We start from the raw sequence: 14,528 nt of genomic DNA, 5'->3' as shown, positions 1-14,528 counted from the left end.
GACCGGCCCGTGCGCAGGTCAGGGCGCGTGTGTGTGAAATCATGACGAGCAAGCATTCGGCAATACCAACTGAAACGGACATTTCGGGCATGATGGACCGCATGAACTTCATCGATCGGACCACCACATGCAGGTGACCACGCTCGAGTGGGTGATCACCGGTCTGGTGATCCTCGGCTTGTTCGTCTTCGACTTCTTCGCCCATGTGCGCACACCGCACGAACCGACCTTCAAGGAATCGGGCTTCTGGTCGGCCGTCTACATCACCCTGGCGCTGCTGTTCGGCCTGGTCGTCGCCTGGAAATGGGGCGGCACCTACGCCGGGGAGTACTACGCGGGCTTCGTCACCGAGAAGGCGCTCTCGGTGGACAACCTGTTCATCTTCCTGATCATCATGAGCACCTTCGCCGTGCCGCGGATCTACCAGCAGAAGGTGCTGTTGATCGGCATCGTGCTGGCGCTGGTGATGCGCGGTATCTTCATCGCCGTCGGCGCGGCCGCGATCAGCGCGTTCAGCTGGGTGTTCTACCTGTTCGGCGCGTTCCTGATCTACACCGCGGTCAACCTGCTGCGCGAGAGTGGACACGAGGTCGAGCACGAGCAGCAACGCGACAGCCGGATCGTCGCGCTGGCCAAGCGGATCCTGCCCACCACCGACCAGTACGACGGCGACAAGCTCGTCACCCGGATCGACGGCAAACGTGTGGTGACCCCGCTGCTGCTGGCGCTGCTGGCCATCGGCTTCGCCGACCTGCTGTTCGCGCTGGACTCGATTCCGGCCATCTACGGCCTCACCGAACAGCCCTACCTGGTGTTCACGGCCAACGCCTTCGCGCTGATGGGCCTGCGGCAGCTGTACTTCCTCATCGGCGGCCTGCTCGACCGCCTGGTGTACCTGTCCTACGGCCTGGCCGCCATCCTGGCGTTCATCGGCGTCAAGCTCGTGCTGCACGCGCTGCACGAGAACACGCTGCCGTTCATCAACGGCGGTGAGCACGTGAGCGTGCCGGAGATCTCCACCGTGCTCTCGCTGAGCGTGATCATCGGCATCCTGGTGATCGCCACGGTGGCGAGTCTGCTCAAGACCCGTCGCACCACCTCCTCCTGACCGCGCGCTGCCCGGAACCACCGTGGTTCCGGGCAGCGCTGTGTCAGCGGCCGGTCACTCGGCGAAGGCGCCCATCACCGGCTGCCACTCGACGACCCGCACGGCCTCGATCAGGCCCAGCTTCGCGAACGGGTCCTCGGTCAGCAGCGTGGTCAGCGCCTGCGCGTCCGCGGCGCGGAAGATCAGCAGCGCGCCGGTACCGTCCGGGTACGGGCCGCTGGTGAGCACCGTGCCCACCTCGACGAGCGCGTTGAGCCACCCGCGATGCTCGGGGCGGTTGGTCGCCCGGTCGGCCGCGGTGGCCTCGGTGTAGGTGTAGTGGACGGCGAAGATCGGCACTTCTCGGTCGCTTTCTCGCGGTGGACTTGCGGATGTTCAGAGAGTCAGCAGCATGCGGGTGTTGCCGAGGGTGTTCGGCTTGACGTAGCTCAGGTCGAGGAACTCCGCGACACCGGTGTCGTAGGACCGGCACATCTCGGCGTACACCTCGGCGGTGACGGGTGTGCCGTCGATCTCGACGAATCCGTGCCTGCCGAAGAAGTCCACCTCGAAGGTCAGCACGAACAGCCGCTGCAACTGCAGCTCGCGCGCGACCGCGACCAGCCGCTCGACGACGGCGCCACCGACGCCGCGGCCCTTCACCACCGGATCGACCGCGACGGTGCGCACCTCGCCCAGATCGGCCCACAGCACGTGCAGGGCGCCGCAGCCGACGACCTGTCCGCCGAGCTCGGCCACCCAGAACTCCTGGACCGACTCGTACAGCGTGACCAGGTTCTTCTCCAGCAGGATGCGGCCCGCGTACTCGTCGACCAGACGCTTGATCTCGGGGACGTCCGAGGTTCGGGCTCGTCGCACGACCACACCGGAGACAGGCGCCACAGTGGGCGCGGCGGGATGCGCGTCGCTGGTCGAACCACCCAGTGGTCCCCGTGAGGTCATGGGGTGCACAGTAGTCGGCCGGGTTACCGATAGTCTGAACATGTGCCGCACATCCTGTCGTTCCGCTCACCGCATCGCGCCGGGCTCGACGACCGGATCGGACGGCATTGCCCACGCGAGCAAACCGCGCGCGAAACGGGTGGATTTCGGCGCAGTGCCGGTGAGTGCCGAGAGGGCGGGGCATGAGAGGTCAGCGCGCGGAGGAGGCAGCCTGCGTAACCACGGAGAGCGCCCGAGCAGGCCAGATGGGCGCAGCATGAGCGTGCGACCCGAAGAGATCGACCGCGGGTGGGAGGCGGCCACGGCGCCGCGGGTGGTGCCGGATCGCGCCGAGGCGCAGGTTCCCGTCTTGAATATCGCGAACGTGCTGACCATCGCGCGTATCGTGCTGGTCCCGCTGTTCGTGCTGGCGCTGTTCGCCGAGGGCGGGCACGACACCCGCTGGCGGATCATCGCGGCCGCGGTGTTCGGGCTGGCGGCGATCACCGACCGCTTCGACGGGCAACTGGCCCGCAAATACGGTTTGGTGACCGATTTCGGCAAGCTGGCCGACCCCATCGCGGACAAGGCGCTGATCGGTTCGGCGCTGATCGGGCTGTCGATCCTGGGCGATCTGCCGTGGTGGATCACCGTGGTCATCGTGGGGCGCGAGCTCGGTATCACCCTGCTGCGGCTGGTCGTGGTCCGGCACGGGGTGATCCCCGCGGGTCGCGGCGGCAAGCTCAAGACGCTGGTGCAGTCGATCGCCATCGCGCTGCTGCTGTTGCCGCTCTCGGGCGCCTTCGCCACCGCGGGCATGGTGCTGATGTACGTGGCCGTCGCGCTGACGGTGATCACCGGCCTGGACTACGTCGGCCAGGCGGCCCGCCTGTGGCTGGCGGGGAGACGCGCGCGCGGCGCGTCCCGCTCGTGAGCGATCCGCTCGTCGGCGGGGCGCCGGTCGCCGAGCTGGTCGGGGCCTTGGCCGCGGCCGGTCAGACTGTCGCCACCGCCGAATCGCTGACCGCGGGCCTGCTGGCCGCCACGGTGGCCGGGGTGCCGGGTGCCAGCGCGGTGCTGCGGGGTGGGCTGATCGTGTACGCGACCGACCTGAAGAACCATCTGGCCTGCGTCGACGACGACGTCCTTCGGGTCGACGGCCCGGTGGCCGCGTCGACCGCCGAGCAGCTCGCCGTGGGGGCCAGACAGCGCTGTGGCGCCGACTGGGGTGTCGGCCTGACCGGGGTCGCCGGACCCGATTCCCAGGACGGGCACCCGGTCGGGACGGTATACCTCGGATTGGCCGGTCCACGGCACAGTGAGGTGGTCCGGTTGAAACTCGACGGCGACCGGTGGACGATCAGGATCGGTGCGGTGCACAGCGCGGTGCGGGAGTTGCTGCGCTGTGTGACGACGAACTAGCCGCGTCCGGGAACCACCGGCCGATGCTCGACGTTGTGCCAGAAAGAGGTGAGCACCGCTACGGCGGTGACACGAGGTGGAGGAGAACGAGATGACGCTGCTGCGGGAGGCAATCGGGGACAGTCTGCGGCGTGCGCGTCTCGCCCAGCATCGAACGCTGCGCGAGGTGTCGACCTCGGCGCGGGTGAGCCTCGGCTATCTGTCGGAAGTGGAGCGCGGCCGCAAGGAAGCCTCCAGTGAACTGCTCGCCGCCATCTGCGAGGCACTGGACGTGCCGCTGTCGCGGGTGCTGTGGGACGTGAGCACCATCATGGCCGGCGCCGACGGCTCCGCGCCGCGCGAGCCCGCGCTGACCGGCCCCGCCGCCGAGCGCGAGGCCACCGCCGCCGAGCCCGCGGCCGCCGAACCCGCCGCCGCGCCGGAGCAGGCCGCCACGGCGAGCGCGTCGGCCGAGCAGGGCGCCCGGATCGGCATCGCCGAGGACACCCGCATCGTCATCCCGGCGCCAAGGGCCGAGATGCTGGTACTGGTGAAGGGAATGTGACGCGGCGAACCACGTGCCCGACGCGCGAGACGCTGCACACAGCTGGTGAGAACGGATAGATTCTCATCAGGCGTCGATCGGGCCGGTCGCACCGGCCCGGGTGCCGCATGGTGAAGGATAAGCACATATCTGGTGCGTGACGGTCGCGCACCACCAGTCGCACGAGCGACGCACAGATGGAGGCGGGATCAATCGATGGCTAATCCGTTCGTGAAGGCCTGGAAGTACATGATGGCCCTCTTCGACTCCAAGATCGAGGAGCATGCGGATCCGAAGGTCCAGATTCAGCAGGCTATCGAGGAGGCGCAGCGTCAGCACCAGGCGCTGTCGCAGCAGGCAGCGTCGGTGATCGGTAACCAGCGTCAGCTGGAGATGAAGCTGAACCGCCAGCTCGACGAGGTCGAGAAGCTCAACGCCAACGCCCGGCAGGCCGTCACGCTGGCCGATCAGGCGGCCGCCGCGGGCGACACCGAGAAGGCGATCCAGTACACCAACGCCGCCGAGGCGTTCGCCGCCCAGCTGGTCACCGCCGAGCAGTCGGTGGAAGACCTCAAGGTGCTGCACGACCAGTCCCTGCAGGCCGCCGCGCAGGCCAAGAAGGCGGTCGAGCAGAACGCGATGATGTTGCAGCAGAAGGTGGCCGAGCGCACCAAGCTGCTCAGCCAGCTCGAGCAGGCCAAGATGCAGGAGCAGGTCTCGGCCTCGCTGCAGCAGATGGACTCCACCCTGTCCGCGCCCGGTTCCACGCCCAGCCTCGACGCGGTGCGCGACAAGATCGAGCGTCGCTACGCCGATGCGCTCGGTGCCGCCGAGCTGGCGCAGAACACGGTGCAGGGCCGGATGATGGAGGTCCAGCAGGCCAGCATCCAGATGGCGGGCCACAGCAAGCTCGAGCAGATCCGCGCCTCGATGCGCGGTGACGCGCTGCCCACCGGCAACAACGCCGCGGCGATCGATCCGGCGCAGCAGCAGCCCGCGCAGGCGCCGCAGATCAACAAGGGCCAGGCCGCCCAGCAGTAGGTAGTACCGGCCCACGCGGGTTCGCGGACGCGGGTCGGGCACCGTTGCTTGCTCGTTCGTCGGCGACGCAACGGAGCCCGACCGGCGATCGGCCGCGAACCGATGACCGCGTGGGCGCCGCCGCCGCGCTGGTCCCCGGTGCGGTGGTGGCAACTTGTCGTCGTCTGCTGCGACACTGGTCCGTGGCGACGAAAGGATGAGGGATGAGCGGGAGAACACGGCGCGAACGAGCCGAGATCGTCGATCCGGCGGCGCCGGTGGGGCCCACCGTGTCCGGTGGGGTGCCCGCTACCCTGCGCGAGGTCGGCGAACAGGCCATGGTGGCGGTGCGCCGCTGGGCCGATCCGCGCGAGAAGGAATTGCGCCGCAGGCGCCGCGCCCGTCGGCGCAGCTTCCAGCTCGGCACCGCCACGGGCATCACCACCGTCGGCGCGGTCGGTCTGGCCGTGGTGTCGGCGCCCGCCTGGGCGGTCGTCGTGATCGGTGGTGGCGCGGTCGCTTTCGTGACCGGGACCGCGTTGAGCGCGCGCCGGTATCTGCAATTGCGCGGTCAGCCGTTGCCGCAGGCAGCCTTCGTCGCCCGCAAGACGCCGGGCCTGCGCTCGGTGGCCCGCGGTCCGATCCAGCGCCTGATTCGCGCCGAACGCGCGTTGCACGGGCTCGGCGCCCAGATCGCCCGCACCCGCCGACTGCCCGAGGACGAACTGCGCGACCTGCTCGAGACGGCCCGCTCCGGCGCGGCCGCCCTGCACGCGCTGGCCACCGACATCGTGGCGATGGAGCAGGCCGCCGACACCGTCGGCCGGGCCAATCCCGATACCGTTGCCGCGCTGAAGGTCACCGTCAACGGGGTGCTCGCGCGGCTGGAACACGGTGTCATGGAATACGAACAGCTCGTCGCCGCGGCGGCGCGCATTCTCGCCGTCCCCGAGGACACCGTGGTCGCCTACCAGTTCAACGGCATCGTCGCGGATCTGCGCGAGGCCGCCGACCGGCTCGACGGCTGGGCCCAGGCGCTCACCGACCTGGCCGACCGCCCCGTCACCGGCCCGCGCTAGTCCGACAGGCGCGCAACGACTTCCGGCCCCGGCGCCCTGCGGCGTCGGGGCCGAGTCGGGTCAGGCGATGGTCTGGCGCAGCGCGTCGAGTTCGGCCGAGCGCGGGTTCACCACCGTCGAGGACTCCGGGGTGTCGAAGATCCGCACCCGCTTGTTCTCGCTGTCGAACGCGGCCCACCCCGGGTCGCCGTCGGTCGCGAATCGCACCCAGGCCGCGTGGATTTCGTCGGCCAGTGCCTGCGGCGGGTGCGGACCGGTCAGCGCATGCGCCCCGGCGAGCGCGTCGAAGACGAACGGCACCTCGAGCACGTGGCAGGCGCCGAGGCCGGGAAGATCGGTGGGCCAGGCGAATTCGTACACATGGGTGGGCGCGCCCGCGGCATTGGCCTCGGCGAAGTCGACCGTGCCGGCCCGGAAGCACCAGTCGGTGAGGATCGCGTTGAAGATCTCGGCCGGGCCCGCGTCGGGGCGCTGCGCCGAATACGTCTGCGCCACCGCCGGATCGATGCCGTAGCGGGTGAGCACGAACGGCAGCGTGTCGGTGGTGACGGCCGCGGTGATGCCGGTCGGGACGGTGAAGAACCGGAACTCGTCGGCGGTGGTGCCCGCGATGAGCGGTACCGCGCGGTCGGGGTTCGCGGCCAGCACCGCCGTCGGCGCGCCGGGGACGATGTCGTCGTCGATCACCGGGAACAGGCTCATGATGCCCATGCCCTGCTCGACCACCGACGCGCCCCAGCGCCGGGGGTCGGGATCGGTCATCACCGCGAGGGCGACGGCGTTCTGCGCGGCGCGCAACTCGTCGGGGCCGAGTCTGCCGAAATCGGCGGCGGTCGGGGCGATGCCCAGTTCCGCGGCCAGCGCGGCGGACACCTTGCGTGCGTCGTCGGCGTCGGCGGCCACCGCGCCGTTGCCGCTCTGCATGATCGCGCGGCGGAACAGCCCGGTCGACTGCGGCGCGGCGATCAGCGCCGCCACGCTCATCCCACCCGCCGATTCACCGAAGACGGTGACATTGTCCGGATCGCCACCGAAGGCGGCGATATTGTCGCGGACCCAGCGCAGCGCGAAGATCTGATCGTGCAGGCCGCGATTGAGCGGGGCGCCCTCGAGCACGGCGAAGCCGGAGATCCCGAGCCGGTAGTTGATCGACACCAGCACCACGCCGTCGCGCGCGAACGCGGTGCCGTCGTAGATGGCGCGCGCGTTCGACCCGCGCACGAACGCGCCACCGTGGATCCACACCAGCACCGGCAGCCCGCTCGCGCCCGGATCCGGCGTCCACACGTTCGCGTTGAGGTACTCGTCGCCGGGAATGCCGTCGCTGCCGATCAGCGCGTGGATCGGCGCCGGATAGGGCGACTGCGCGCAGGTCCCGCCCATCGCCGTCGCCTCGCGCACCCCGTCCCAGGCGGGCGCAGGCGCGGGCAGCTGGAAACGTCGCGCGCCGACCGGCGCCGCCGCGAAGGGGACCCCGAGAAATCGGGTGACGCCCGCGTCGGTCCGGCCGCGCACCGCGCCGCTAGCGATGGTGACGATGGGTTCCATGGACTCCTCCTCGCTCACGCCCCGAGTATGGCCGGACGCGCCGCACGCCGTCAGCCGTTCGGCGCAGACATGCGCAGGGTGATCCGGTCACCGCGCATCCGGACGAACTCCAGGCAGGCCGGGTGGCCGTCGCTGAGCCGGGTGATCCGCTGCAGCACCAGCAGCGCACCGCCGGGCGGCAGCCCGAGCAGCGCGGCGGAGTTGTCGTCGGCGGTGACGGCGTCGAGGTTGATCGAGACGGTGGTCAGCCGGTCGTCGGCGGCCCGCTCGATCAGGGCGAACAGGTCCTCGGTCTCCAGATCGGCGTGCAGCAGCGCGGTGCCGATGTCGAGCGGCAGGTAGGTGAGGTCGAGGGAGATCGGTTCGCCGTCGAGGCGGCGCAGCCGCTCGATGTAGCAGACGTGCTCGTCGGGACCGAGGCCGAGCGCGCTCGTCACCGCCGTCGGCGGCCGGACCTGCCCGGCGGTCCTGACCTCGTTGACCACGGTCCCGTGCCCGCGCAGCGACGCGGCCAGGCCACGGGTGGCGGCGATGGTGTGCTCGAGCTTCGGGCGGCGCACCACCGTGCCGATGCCGGGAAACCGGTCGACCAGGCCCTCGCGCCGCAGGATCTCGAGTGCCTCGCGAATACTGTTGCGCGACACGCTGAATTCGCGTTGCAGCACCGCCTCGGCGGGCAGCTTGGTCGCGATGGTGCCCTGGGCGATCTGGCGGCGCAGCACATCGGCGACCTGCCTGGCCCGATCCGAGCGCAGCCGACGGCCGGGGTGCGCGCGGATCGGGTCGGGCTGGTGGGTCACGCGCCGAGCATACGCAGCCTCACCTGGACGGACGCAGATACCGGCCGATGGCGGCGGCCAAGGCGTCGACCGCGAACTCCATGGTGGCGACGCCGATGCTCTCGTCGTAGACCGCCCAGCCGTCGTCGCCGGGGCCGAAGGTGACCGCCGGGATGCCCGCGTGCCGGAAGCGGATGGTGTCGCAGTAGGCGGGTTTGGCGTAGGTGCGGACCTCACCGCCGCCCGCGTCCCGGTAGCCGGCGCGCAATGCCGCCACGATCGGTTCGTCCGCGTCGAGGGGCACCGTGCCGGGGACGAAGGTCGGCCCGGGGGCGTAGGCGACGTGCACGTCGGTGCCCGGGGTCGGGTGGGCGCGGGCGATGTCGTCGACGCGTTGCAGCAGCTCGGCGCGATTCACCTCGGGACCGAGTCCGACGATGGCGATCCGCGCCGACGCGGTGAGCGGGGTGAACTGGGCCATGCCCGCCTCGCCCGCGTCCAGCCCGACGACGCTGTGTCCCCAGCCCGCGGGCAACCCCGACAGCCCGGCCAGTACGGCGAGCAGGGCGTGCGCGGCATTGATGCCGGTGTCGGGCCGCCAGATGTGGCTGGACCGCCCGGTGACCGCGATGTCGACGAGCGCGTGGCCGGTGTGCTGGGTGGCCACCGCCACGCCGGTACCGGTGTCGTCGGTCCAGGCGGTCGGCTCGACGGTGATGCTCGCGTCCGCCCGCAGCCCCTGCTGCTCGAGCAGATACAGCGCGCCCTCCACGCCGTTGCGTTCCTCGTCGACGGTGAGCGCGACCACCAGCGTGCCGGTCTCCGGCGGCGTGGCGCACACCAGTGCGACCGCGCGCAGCAGCGTCGCCAGATTGCCCCTGGTGTCGGAGGTGCCGCGCGCGTACACCCGGCCGTCGTCGACGACGGCGCGGAAGGGGTTGTCGCACTTGGCCCATCGGCTGGGCGGCCCGGAGGGATAGGTGTCGAGATGGTCGTTCAGCAACAGCGTCGGCCCCGGCCCGAACACCTTGGTGGCGATCAGGTTGGCGCGCGTCGTGGTGCGGCCGACGAGACGGGTCGCGAAGCCGAGTTCGTCGAGCAACGGGGCGATCTCGCGCGCCGCCCTGGTCTCCTCGGGCGGCCGCGCCGGACCGTCGAGGCTGTTCTCGCACCAGGGCTGACCGGCGGGGACCAGCAGCTCGACGAGTTCGGTGACGCTCAGGGCGGTCAGGCGGGGGGTGTGCACGGTGGTCACGTCAGCGACTCCAGATGTTCGGTGAGAGCGGTGCGCAGCGCGGGCCCGGTCAGGCCACGCGACACCGCGACGGTGAGGAACACCCGCACCTGGTGCGGGGTGATGCGGTCGGCGAGCAGGACACCCGCCTCGACGAGCAGGCCACCGCCGCCGCGATAGCCGTAGACCGCGGCGGTGCGGCTGTCGGCGGCCCGGGTGGCGACCACCACCAGGGTGCCCGCGGCGGCGAGCTCGGCCGCGGCGGCCGCGAGGGCCGGTGGCAGGTTGCCCGCCCCGTTGCCCGCGACGACCACGGCGTCGGCACCCGCCGCGACGGCGCGCAGCGCGGTGTCGTCGGCCGCCATCGACGCGCCGACCAGCGGAACCCGGGCGATGACGGCGCCCGGTGCGCCCAGGGTGCTGGCCGGCGCGGGCGCGGGCTGCTCGACCGCTATCGCGGTGCCCGTGACGACGCCCAGCGCGGCCCGTCCCGGGGTCGCGAAGGCCGCGAGCCCGGTGCCGGACACCTTCTGCACCCCGCGTCCGAGCCAGAGCGCGCCGGCGAAGGCCACGACCGGCTCGGTGGACACCGGTGTCGCCACGGCGGCCACGGCGGCGCGCAGATTGGCGAGCGCGTCGCTGCCCGGTTCGCCGCCCGGGGTCATCGAACCGGTCACCACCACGGGCACGGTCCACGGTCCGGTGTAGGTGAGCCAGGCGGCGACCTCCTCGATCGAGTCGGTGCCGGTGGTCACGATCAGGCCGCCGCTGCCCCCGGCCACGGCGGCCGTCATCGCGGCGTGCAGGGCCCGCAGGTGCGTGAAGTCGACCTCCGAGCCGCCGACCCGGGCGATCTCGACGGCGGTCACGGGCGGGGTGCCGCCGAGCAGCCCGGCGACACCGTCGGCGTCGAGGGTGGGCACGGCGAGCCCGTCGACCAGCCGCATGCTGATCGTGCCGCCGAGGGTGAACAGGGTGGGCGCGCTCATGACTGCGGCAGCGCGCTCGGGTCGAGCAGGCGCGGGTAGTCGGCGGCGGGAACCGCCGGGTCCAGGTAGTTCCTCGATCGCGCCCAGGTGGCCAGCGCGTCGAGGTTGCCGGCGAGTTCCGGTCGCAGCTGCAGCGTGAAGTCGAACTCGCCCAGCACCTTCGCCACCAGCGCGGGCGCCAGCTTCGTCGCGTCGGCGACCGCGGTGGTCGCGGCGGGGTCGTGCGCGGCGAGGGCGGCGCTCGCCTCGGCGACGGCGTCGAAGAACTTCCGAAAGGTCGCCGCCTTCTGCTGCGCGACGGCGGCCTGGGCCAGGTACAGGCTGTGCTGGCGGTAGGGGTCGGTGGTCACGTCCAGCTCGACCGCGTCCGCGCCGAGCACCTCCACCGCCTGGGCCTGGTAGGGCTGGAAGATCGAGACGGCGTCGACGTCGCCCTTGGCGATCGCCGTGGTGATCGTCGCGGGCGCCACCTGGACCAGTTCGGCGTCGACCCCGGCACTGGTCAGGGCCTTGGCCGCGAAGTAGGCCGCGCTGGTGCCGAGCGGGGTGCCGATCTTCTTGCCCGCCAGCTGGTTCAGGTTCTCGATCCCGCGGCGTGCCACGATCCGCGAGCCCATCCAGCGCGACCCGTCGGCCACCACCCGCAACTCGTTCGACTTGGCCAGCGCGCTCGCGGTGGGCACGTCGGCGGCGGTGGTGATGTCGACCTGGCCGCCCTGTAGCGCCTGCAGGGCCTGCACACCGGTGGCGAAGTTGACCACCCGCACCGTCACCCCGTGCCGGGTGAAGGCGCCGCTGTGCTGGGCGACCGGGATCTGCGCCCACGACGGGTCGACGACGAAGCCGACGGTGAGTGTGTCGGCGCCGGTGGATGTTTCGCCCGCGCAGGCCGACAGGGACAGGGCCGCGGTGGCGGCGACGAGCAGAGCCGCGCAGGCTCTGCGCAGTGGTCCGGACATGGGTGACCTCCGAAAGTGGTTCCGAGTGAAGAGAAGAGAGTCAGTGCGGGAGCAGATCGTCCGCGTCGTCCCGCAATTCGGCGTGCAGCCTGCGGCGCAGGGCGCTGTAGCCGGGCAGCTCGGCGAGGCGGTCGGCCGGGCGCGGGCGGGGGAGCGGATTGTCGATGCGGGCGCGGATCCGGCCCGCGCCGAGGACGACGATGTGGTCGGCGAGCCGGATCGCCTCGTCCACGTCGTGCGTCACGAACAGCACCGTGCGCCCCGAACTCGACCACAGCTCGGTCACCAGATCCTGCATGTGCAGCCGGGTCTGGGCGTCGAGCGCGGCGAACGGCTCGTCCATGAGCATCACCTCGGGCTCGCCGGCCAGCATCCTGGCCACGCCGACCCGCTGCCGCATTCCGCCCGAGAGCTGGTGCGGCCGACGGGTGGCGACCTCGGCGGGCAGGTGCACATCGGCGAGCAGTCGTGCGATGCGGGCCGGGCGGGCGCGGCGCGGGACACCGGCGGCGCCGAGCACGAAGTCGAGATTGGCCCGCACGCTGCACCACGGGAAGAGCACGTCGCGCTGGAACACCACCCCGCGGCGCGGTGCGGGCCCGGTGATCGGCACGCCGTCCTCGGTGACCACCCCGGCGGTCGGCAGCCGCAGCCCGGCGAAGCAGTCGAGCAGGGTGGACTTGCCGCAGCCGGACGGTCCGACCAGGACTGTGCAGGAACCGGATTCGATGGTCAGCGACAGATCGTCGAGGACCGGGCGGGTCCGGCGGGGGAAGTCGACGGTCAGACCGCGCGCGGTCAGGGTGACGCTCATCGTTCCTCCTGGTCCCAGCCGATGAACGGGGCCGCCGCGCGCGCCACCACCTGATCGCACAGCACGCCGAGGACGCCGAGCACGAGCAGGCAGAAGATCATCCGGTCGACCTGGGAGAACAACTGCGCCTGGGCGATGCGATAACCGAGCCCGACCGTTGTTCCGGCCATTTCCGCGACCACGATCAAGACGAACGCGGTCGCGGTGCCCACCCGCAATCCGGTGACGATATCGGGAAATGCCTCAGGCAGAACGACGCGCACGAGTGTGCGCCAGCGGGAAGCGCCCGCGCAGCGCGCGACTTTCAGGAAATCGGCGGGTGTCGCGGAAAGTCCGGAATGCGTATTGATCCACACCGGAACGAAGACGCCGAGCGCGATGACGAATTGTTTACTGCCTTCGCCGAGCCCGAACCACAGAATGGCCAGCGGCACCAGCGCCACGGTCGGCACCGGGGCGAACAACCGCAGCACGGGCTGCACGATCAGCCTGCCCGCGCGGGTGGTCGCGGTCAGCGCCCCCACCGGGATCGCGACGAGCACGCCCACCGCGAATCCCCGGATGACGCGGTCCAGGCTGGCCAGCGTGTCGGCCCGGAGACTGCCGTCGCGCCACATCGCCGCGCCCGCGGCGGCGATATCGCCGAGGCCGGGAAAGAGGATGTCCGGAAATATCCCGGCCGCGTGCACCGCGGTCCACAGCGCGGCCACGGCGACGATTCCGATTCCCGCGGTCAGGACGCGAGCGAGTGGTGCGCCCAGTCCGCGAAGAGTGCGATATGTCCGTTGCCGGGTGGGCGCCGCCGATATCGGTGCGGCGCGGGTTTCGAGGGTTTCCGTGGTCACGGCCATTCCCGCCTTTCCTGCGTCAGGAATGTTATAGAGCCGGGGTATTACGCCGAGGTGTCCGAATTCGCGTCCGCCGTGCTACGCCACCTGCATCGCCGGGAAACGCCCGATGAGGGGGCCGCTCCGGTCGGGATCCGCCACCGGATTCACGCTGATCCGAAGGTGACGGCCCGGGGCGTCCCGGTGTGTCCCGGCCTCGGGGTGAACCCTGAGATCGCCCCCGATTTCCGTGCTGACCTGGTGATTTATCGGATCGCGGGTGGGAGCATCGAAGGTGTCGGATCGCCGCGGGGCGGTCACGGAACTGGCGAGGAGCACATCATGGTCTGGAAAGTCATCGGCATCGTCGTGGTCGCGTTGATCGCGTTCTGGATCATCGGGGCGCTGATCAAGGCGCTGCTGCCGGTTCTGGTGATCGCCGCGATCGGTACCGGGGTGTACTTGCTGTACAAGGCGATGACCGGCTCGAACGACAAGACCACGCTGACGAAGCCGTAATCGCGGCGTCCGCGATTAGCATGGCCGGGTGGATCAGGTACCCGAGGACTGGCAGCGCGGACTGGTGATCGTCGCGCATCCCGACGACATCGAATACGGAGCGGCCGCCGCGGTCGCGCGATGGACCGGACAGGGCAAGGACATCCGCTATCTGCTCGTCACGCGCGGCGAAGCGGGCATCGCGGGCATGCCGCCCGTGCAGGCCGGGCCGCTGCGGGAGATCGAGGAGCTCGCGGGCGCGCGGGAAGTCGGCGTCCACACCGTCGAATTCCTCGACCACCCCGACGGGCGGATCGAGGAGGGCTTGGCGCTGCGGCGGGAACTGGCCGCCGCGATCCGCAGGCATCGCCCGGAGATGGTGGTGCTGTTCAACTTCGGCGACACCTGGGCGCCCGGGATGGTCAACAGCGCCGATCATCGGGCGGTGGGCCGCTCGGCGATGGACGCCATCTCCGACGCGGGCAACGAGTGGATCTTCCCCGAGATCGCCGACCTGGCACCGTGGTCGGCGCGCTGGGCGGCCGTGGTCGGTCCGGTCGCGACGCACGCCGTCGACGTCGGCGAGCAGCTGGCGCAGGCGAAGGCGTCGCTGTCCGCGCACCGGCGCTATCTCCAGGTCCTCAGCCCGGTACCGGTCGAGCAGCAGGTGGACGAGATCGTCTCCTACGCAACGGGTCCCAAGGAGGGGTTCCCCGCCGCGCACGCGGTCGGATTCGAGCTGTTCACCTTCGGCGGCTGATTCACCCCTCTCGGGGTGCGCGGGCTCGGCCGACGGCGTCCGCACCG

Annotated in this window: 17 protein-coding genes; 8 read left to right on the top strand and 9 right to left on the bottom strand. The window is 71.0% G+C overall.

The features are described from left to right. The first annotated feature begins 127 nt into the window (after window positions 1-127). Complete coding sequence (locus AB0L91_RS02085; protein ID WP_365006914.1) at window positions 128-1,108, top strand: TerC family protein; 981 nt, start codon at window positions 128-130, stop codon at window positions 1,106-1,108. Window positions 1,109-1,162: 54 nt separating this feature from the next. Here the strand turns inward: AB0L91_RS02085 and AB0L91_RS02080 are convergent, their stop codons facing one another. Further along, the gene (locus AB0L91_RS02080) at window positions 1,163-1,447 is read right to left on the bottom strand and encodes a YciI family protein (protein ID WP_355277739.1); all 285 of its coding nucleotides are present in this window, start codon (window positions 1,445-1,447) and stop codon (window positions 1,163-1,165) included. Between the two features lie 36 nt (window positions 1,448-1,483). Beyond that, entirely contained in the window at window positions 1,484-2,050 is a 567-nt protein-coding gene (locus tag AB0L91_RS02075; RefSeq protein ID WP_365006913.1) for an amino-acid N-acetyltransferase, read from the bottom strand. A gap of 256 nt (window positions 2,051-2,306) precedes the next feature. Here AB0L91_RS02075 and pgsA point away from each other — a divergent pair, with 256 nt between their 5' ends. The 5 genes from pgsA to AB0L91_RS02050 all read left to right on the top strand — a co-directional run bounded on the left by pgsA (window position 2,307) and on the right by AB0L91_RS02050 (window position 6,073). Next, on the top strand, window positions 2,307-2,963 hold the full coding sequence (pgsA, locus tag AB0L91_RS02070; protein ID WP_365006912.1) for a CDP-diacylglycerol--glycerol-3-phosphate 3-phosphatidyltransferase: 657 nt from the start codon (window positions 2,307-2,309) through the stop codon (window positions 2,961-2,963). Then, window positions 2,960-3,451 (top strand): CinA family protein, encoded by a 492-nt coding sequence (locus AB0L91_RS02065; protein ID WP_355277733.1) that lies wholly within the window; start codon window positions 2,960-2,962, stop codon window positions 3,449-3,451. The genes pgsA and AB0L91_RS02065 overlap by 4 nt, the downstream gene beginning before the upstream one ends. Before the next feature lie 91 nt (window positions 3,452-3,542). Beyond that, entirely contained in the window at window positions 3,543-3,995 is a 453-nt protein-coding gene (locus tag AB0L91_RS02060) for a helix-turn-helix transcriptional regulator (protein ID WP_355277730.1), read from the top strand. A gap of 195 nt (window positions 3,996-4,190) precedes the next feature. Continuing rightward, window positions 4,191-5,015, top strand: a complete 825-nt coding sequence (locus AB0L91_RS02055; protein WP_355277728.1) for a PspA/IM30 family protein — start codon at window positions 4,191-4,193, stop codon at window positions 5,013-5,015. A gap of 203 nt (window positions 5,016-5,218) precedes the next feature. Then, the gene (locus tag AB0L91_RS02050) at window positions 5,219-6,073 is read left to right on the top strand and encodes a hypothetical protein (protein ID WP_355277726.1); all 855 of its coding nucleotides are present in this window, start codon (window positions 5,219-5,221) and stop codon (window positions 6,071-6,073) included. A gap of 60 nt (window positions 6,074-6,133) precedes the next feature. Here AB0L91_RS02050 and AB0L91_RS02045 read toward each other — a convergent pair whose 3' ends face one another. Genes AB0L91_RS02045 through AB0L91_RS02015 form a run of 7 tightly spaced genes read right to left on the bottom strand, consistent with a single transcriptional unit; the run spans window position 6,134 to window position 13,247 of the window. Then, window positions 6,134-7,621 (bottom strand): carboxylesterase family protein, encoded by a 1,488-nt coding sequence (locus AB0L91_RS02045; RefSeq protein ID WP_365006911.1) that lies wholly within the window; start codon window positions 7,619-7,621, stop codon window positions 6,134-6,136. Between the two features lie 50 nt (window positions 7,622-7,671). Next, window positions 7,672-8,421, bottom strand: coding sequence for a GntR family transcriptional regulator (locus AB0L91_RS02040; RefSeq protein WP_365006910.1), 750 nt, complete (start codon window positions 8,419-8,421; stop codon window positions 7,672-7,674). A 19-nt stretch (window positions 8,422-8,440) separates the two neighbouring features. Next, entirely contained in the window at window positions 8,441-9,655 is a 1,215-nt protein-coding gene (locus AB0L91_RS02035; protein ID WP_365006909.1) for a M20 family metallopeptidase, read from the bottom strand. Then, window positions 9,652-10,623 (bottom strand): asparaginase domain-containing protein, encoded by a 972-nt coding sequence (locus tag AB0L91_RS02030; RefSeq protein ID WP_365006908.1) that lies wholly within the window; start codon window positions 10,621-10,623, stop codon window positions 9,652-9,654. The genes AB0L91_RS02035 and AB0L91_RS02030 overlap by 4 nt, the downstream gene beginning before the upstream one ends. After that, on the bottom strand, window positions 10,620-11,582 hold the full coding sequence (locus AB0L91_RS02025; protein ID WP_365006907.1) for an ABC transporter substrate-binding protein: 963 nt from the start codon (window positions 11,580-11,582) through the stop codon (window positions 10,620-10,622). Before AB0L91_RS02025 ends, AB0L91_RS02030 begins: the two co-directional genes overlap by 4 nt. Window positions 11,583-11,622: 40 nt before the next feature. Next, on the bottom strand, window positions 11,623-12,396 hold the full coding sequence (locus AB0L91_RS02020) for an ABC transporter ATP-binding protein (protein WP_355277712.1): 774 nt from the start codon (window positions 12,394-12,396) through the stop codon (window positions 11,623-11,625). Further along, the gene (locus AB0L91_RS02015) at window positions 12,393-13,247 is read right to left on the bottom strand and encodes an ABC transporter permease (protein WP_365006906.1); all 855 of its coding nucleotides are present in this window, start codon (window positions 13,245-13,247) and stop codon (window positions 12,393-12,395) included. The genes AB0L91_RS02020 and AB0L91_RS02015 overlap by 4 nt, the downstream gene beginning before the upstream one ends. A 51-nt stretch (window positions 13,248-13,298) precedes the next feature. Here AB0L91_RS02015 and AB0L91_RS02010 point away from each other — a divergent pair, with 51 nt between their 5' ends. Then, on the top strand, window positions 13,299-13,742 hold the full coding sequence (locus AB0L91_RS02010) for a hypothetical protein (RefSeq protein WP_365006905.1): 444 nt from the start codon (window positions 13,299-13,301) through the stop codon (window positions 13,740-13,742). A 28-nt stretch (window positions 13,743-13,770) separates the two neighbouring features. Beyond that, entirely contained in the window at window positions 13,771-14,481 is a 711-nt protein-coding gene (locus AB0L91_RS02005; protein ID WP_365006904.1) for a PIG-L deacetylase family protein, read from the top strand. Window positions 14,482-14,528: the final 47 nt, after the last annotated feature.

Source organism: Nocardia sp. NPDC051833 (genome assembly GCF_040681225.1).
In the GTDB taxonomy this organism is placed as follows: Bacteria; Actinomycetota; Actinomycetes; order Mycobacteriales; family Mycobacteriaceae; genus Nocardia.
This window is presented reverse-complemented; position numbering and strand designations above follow the sequence as displayed.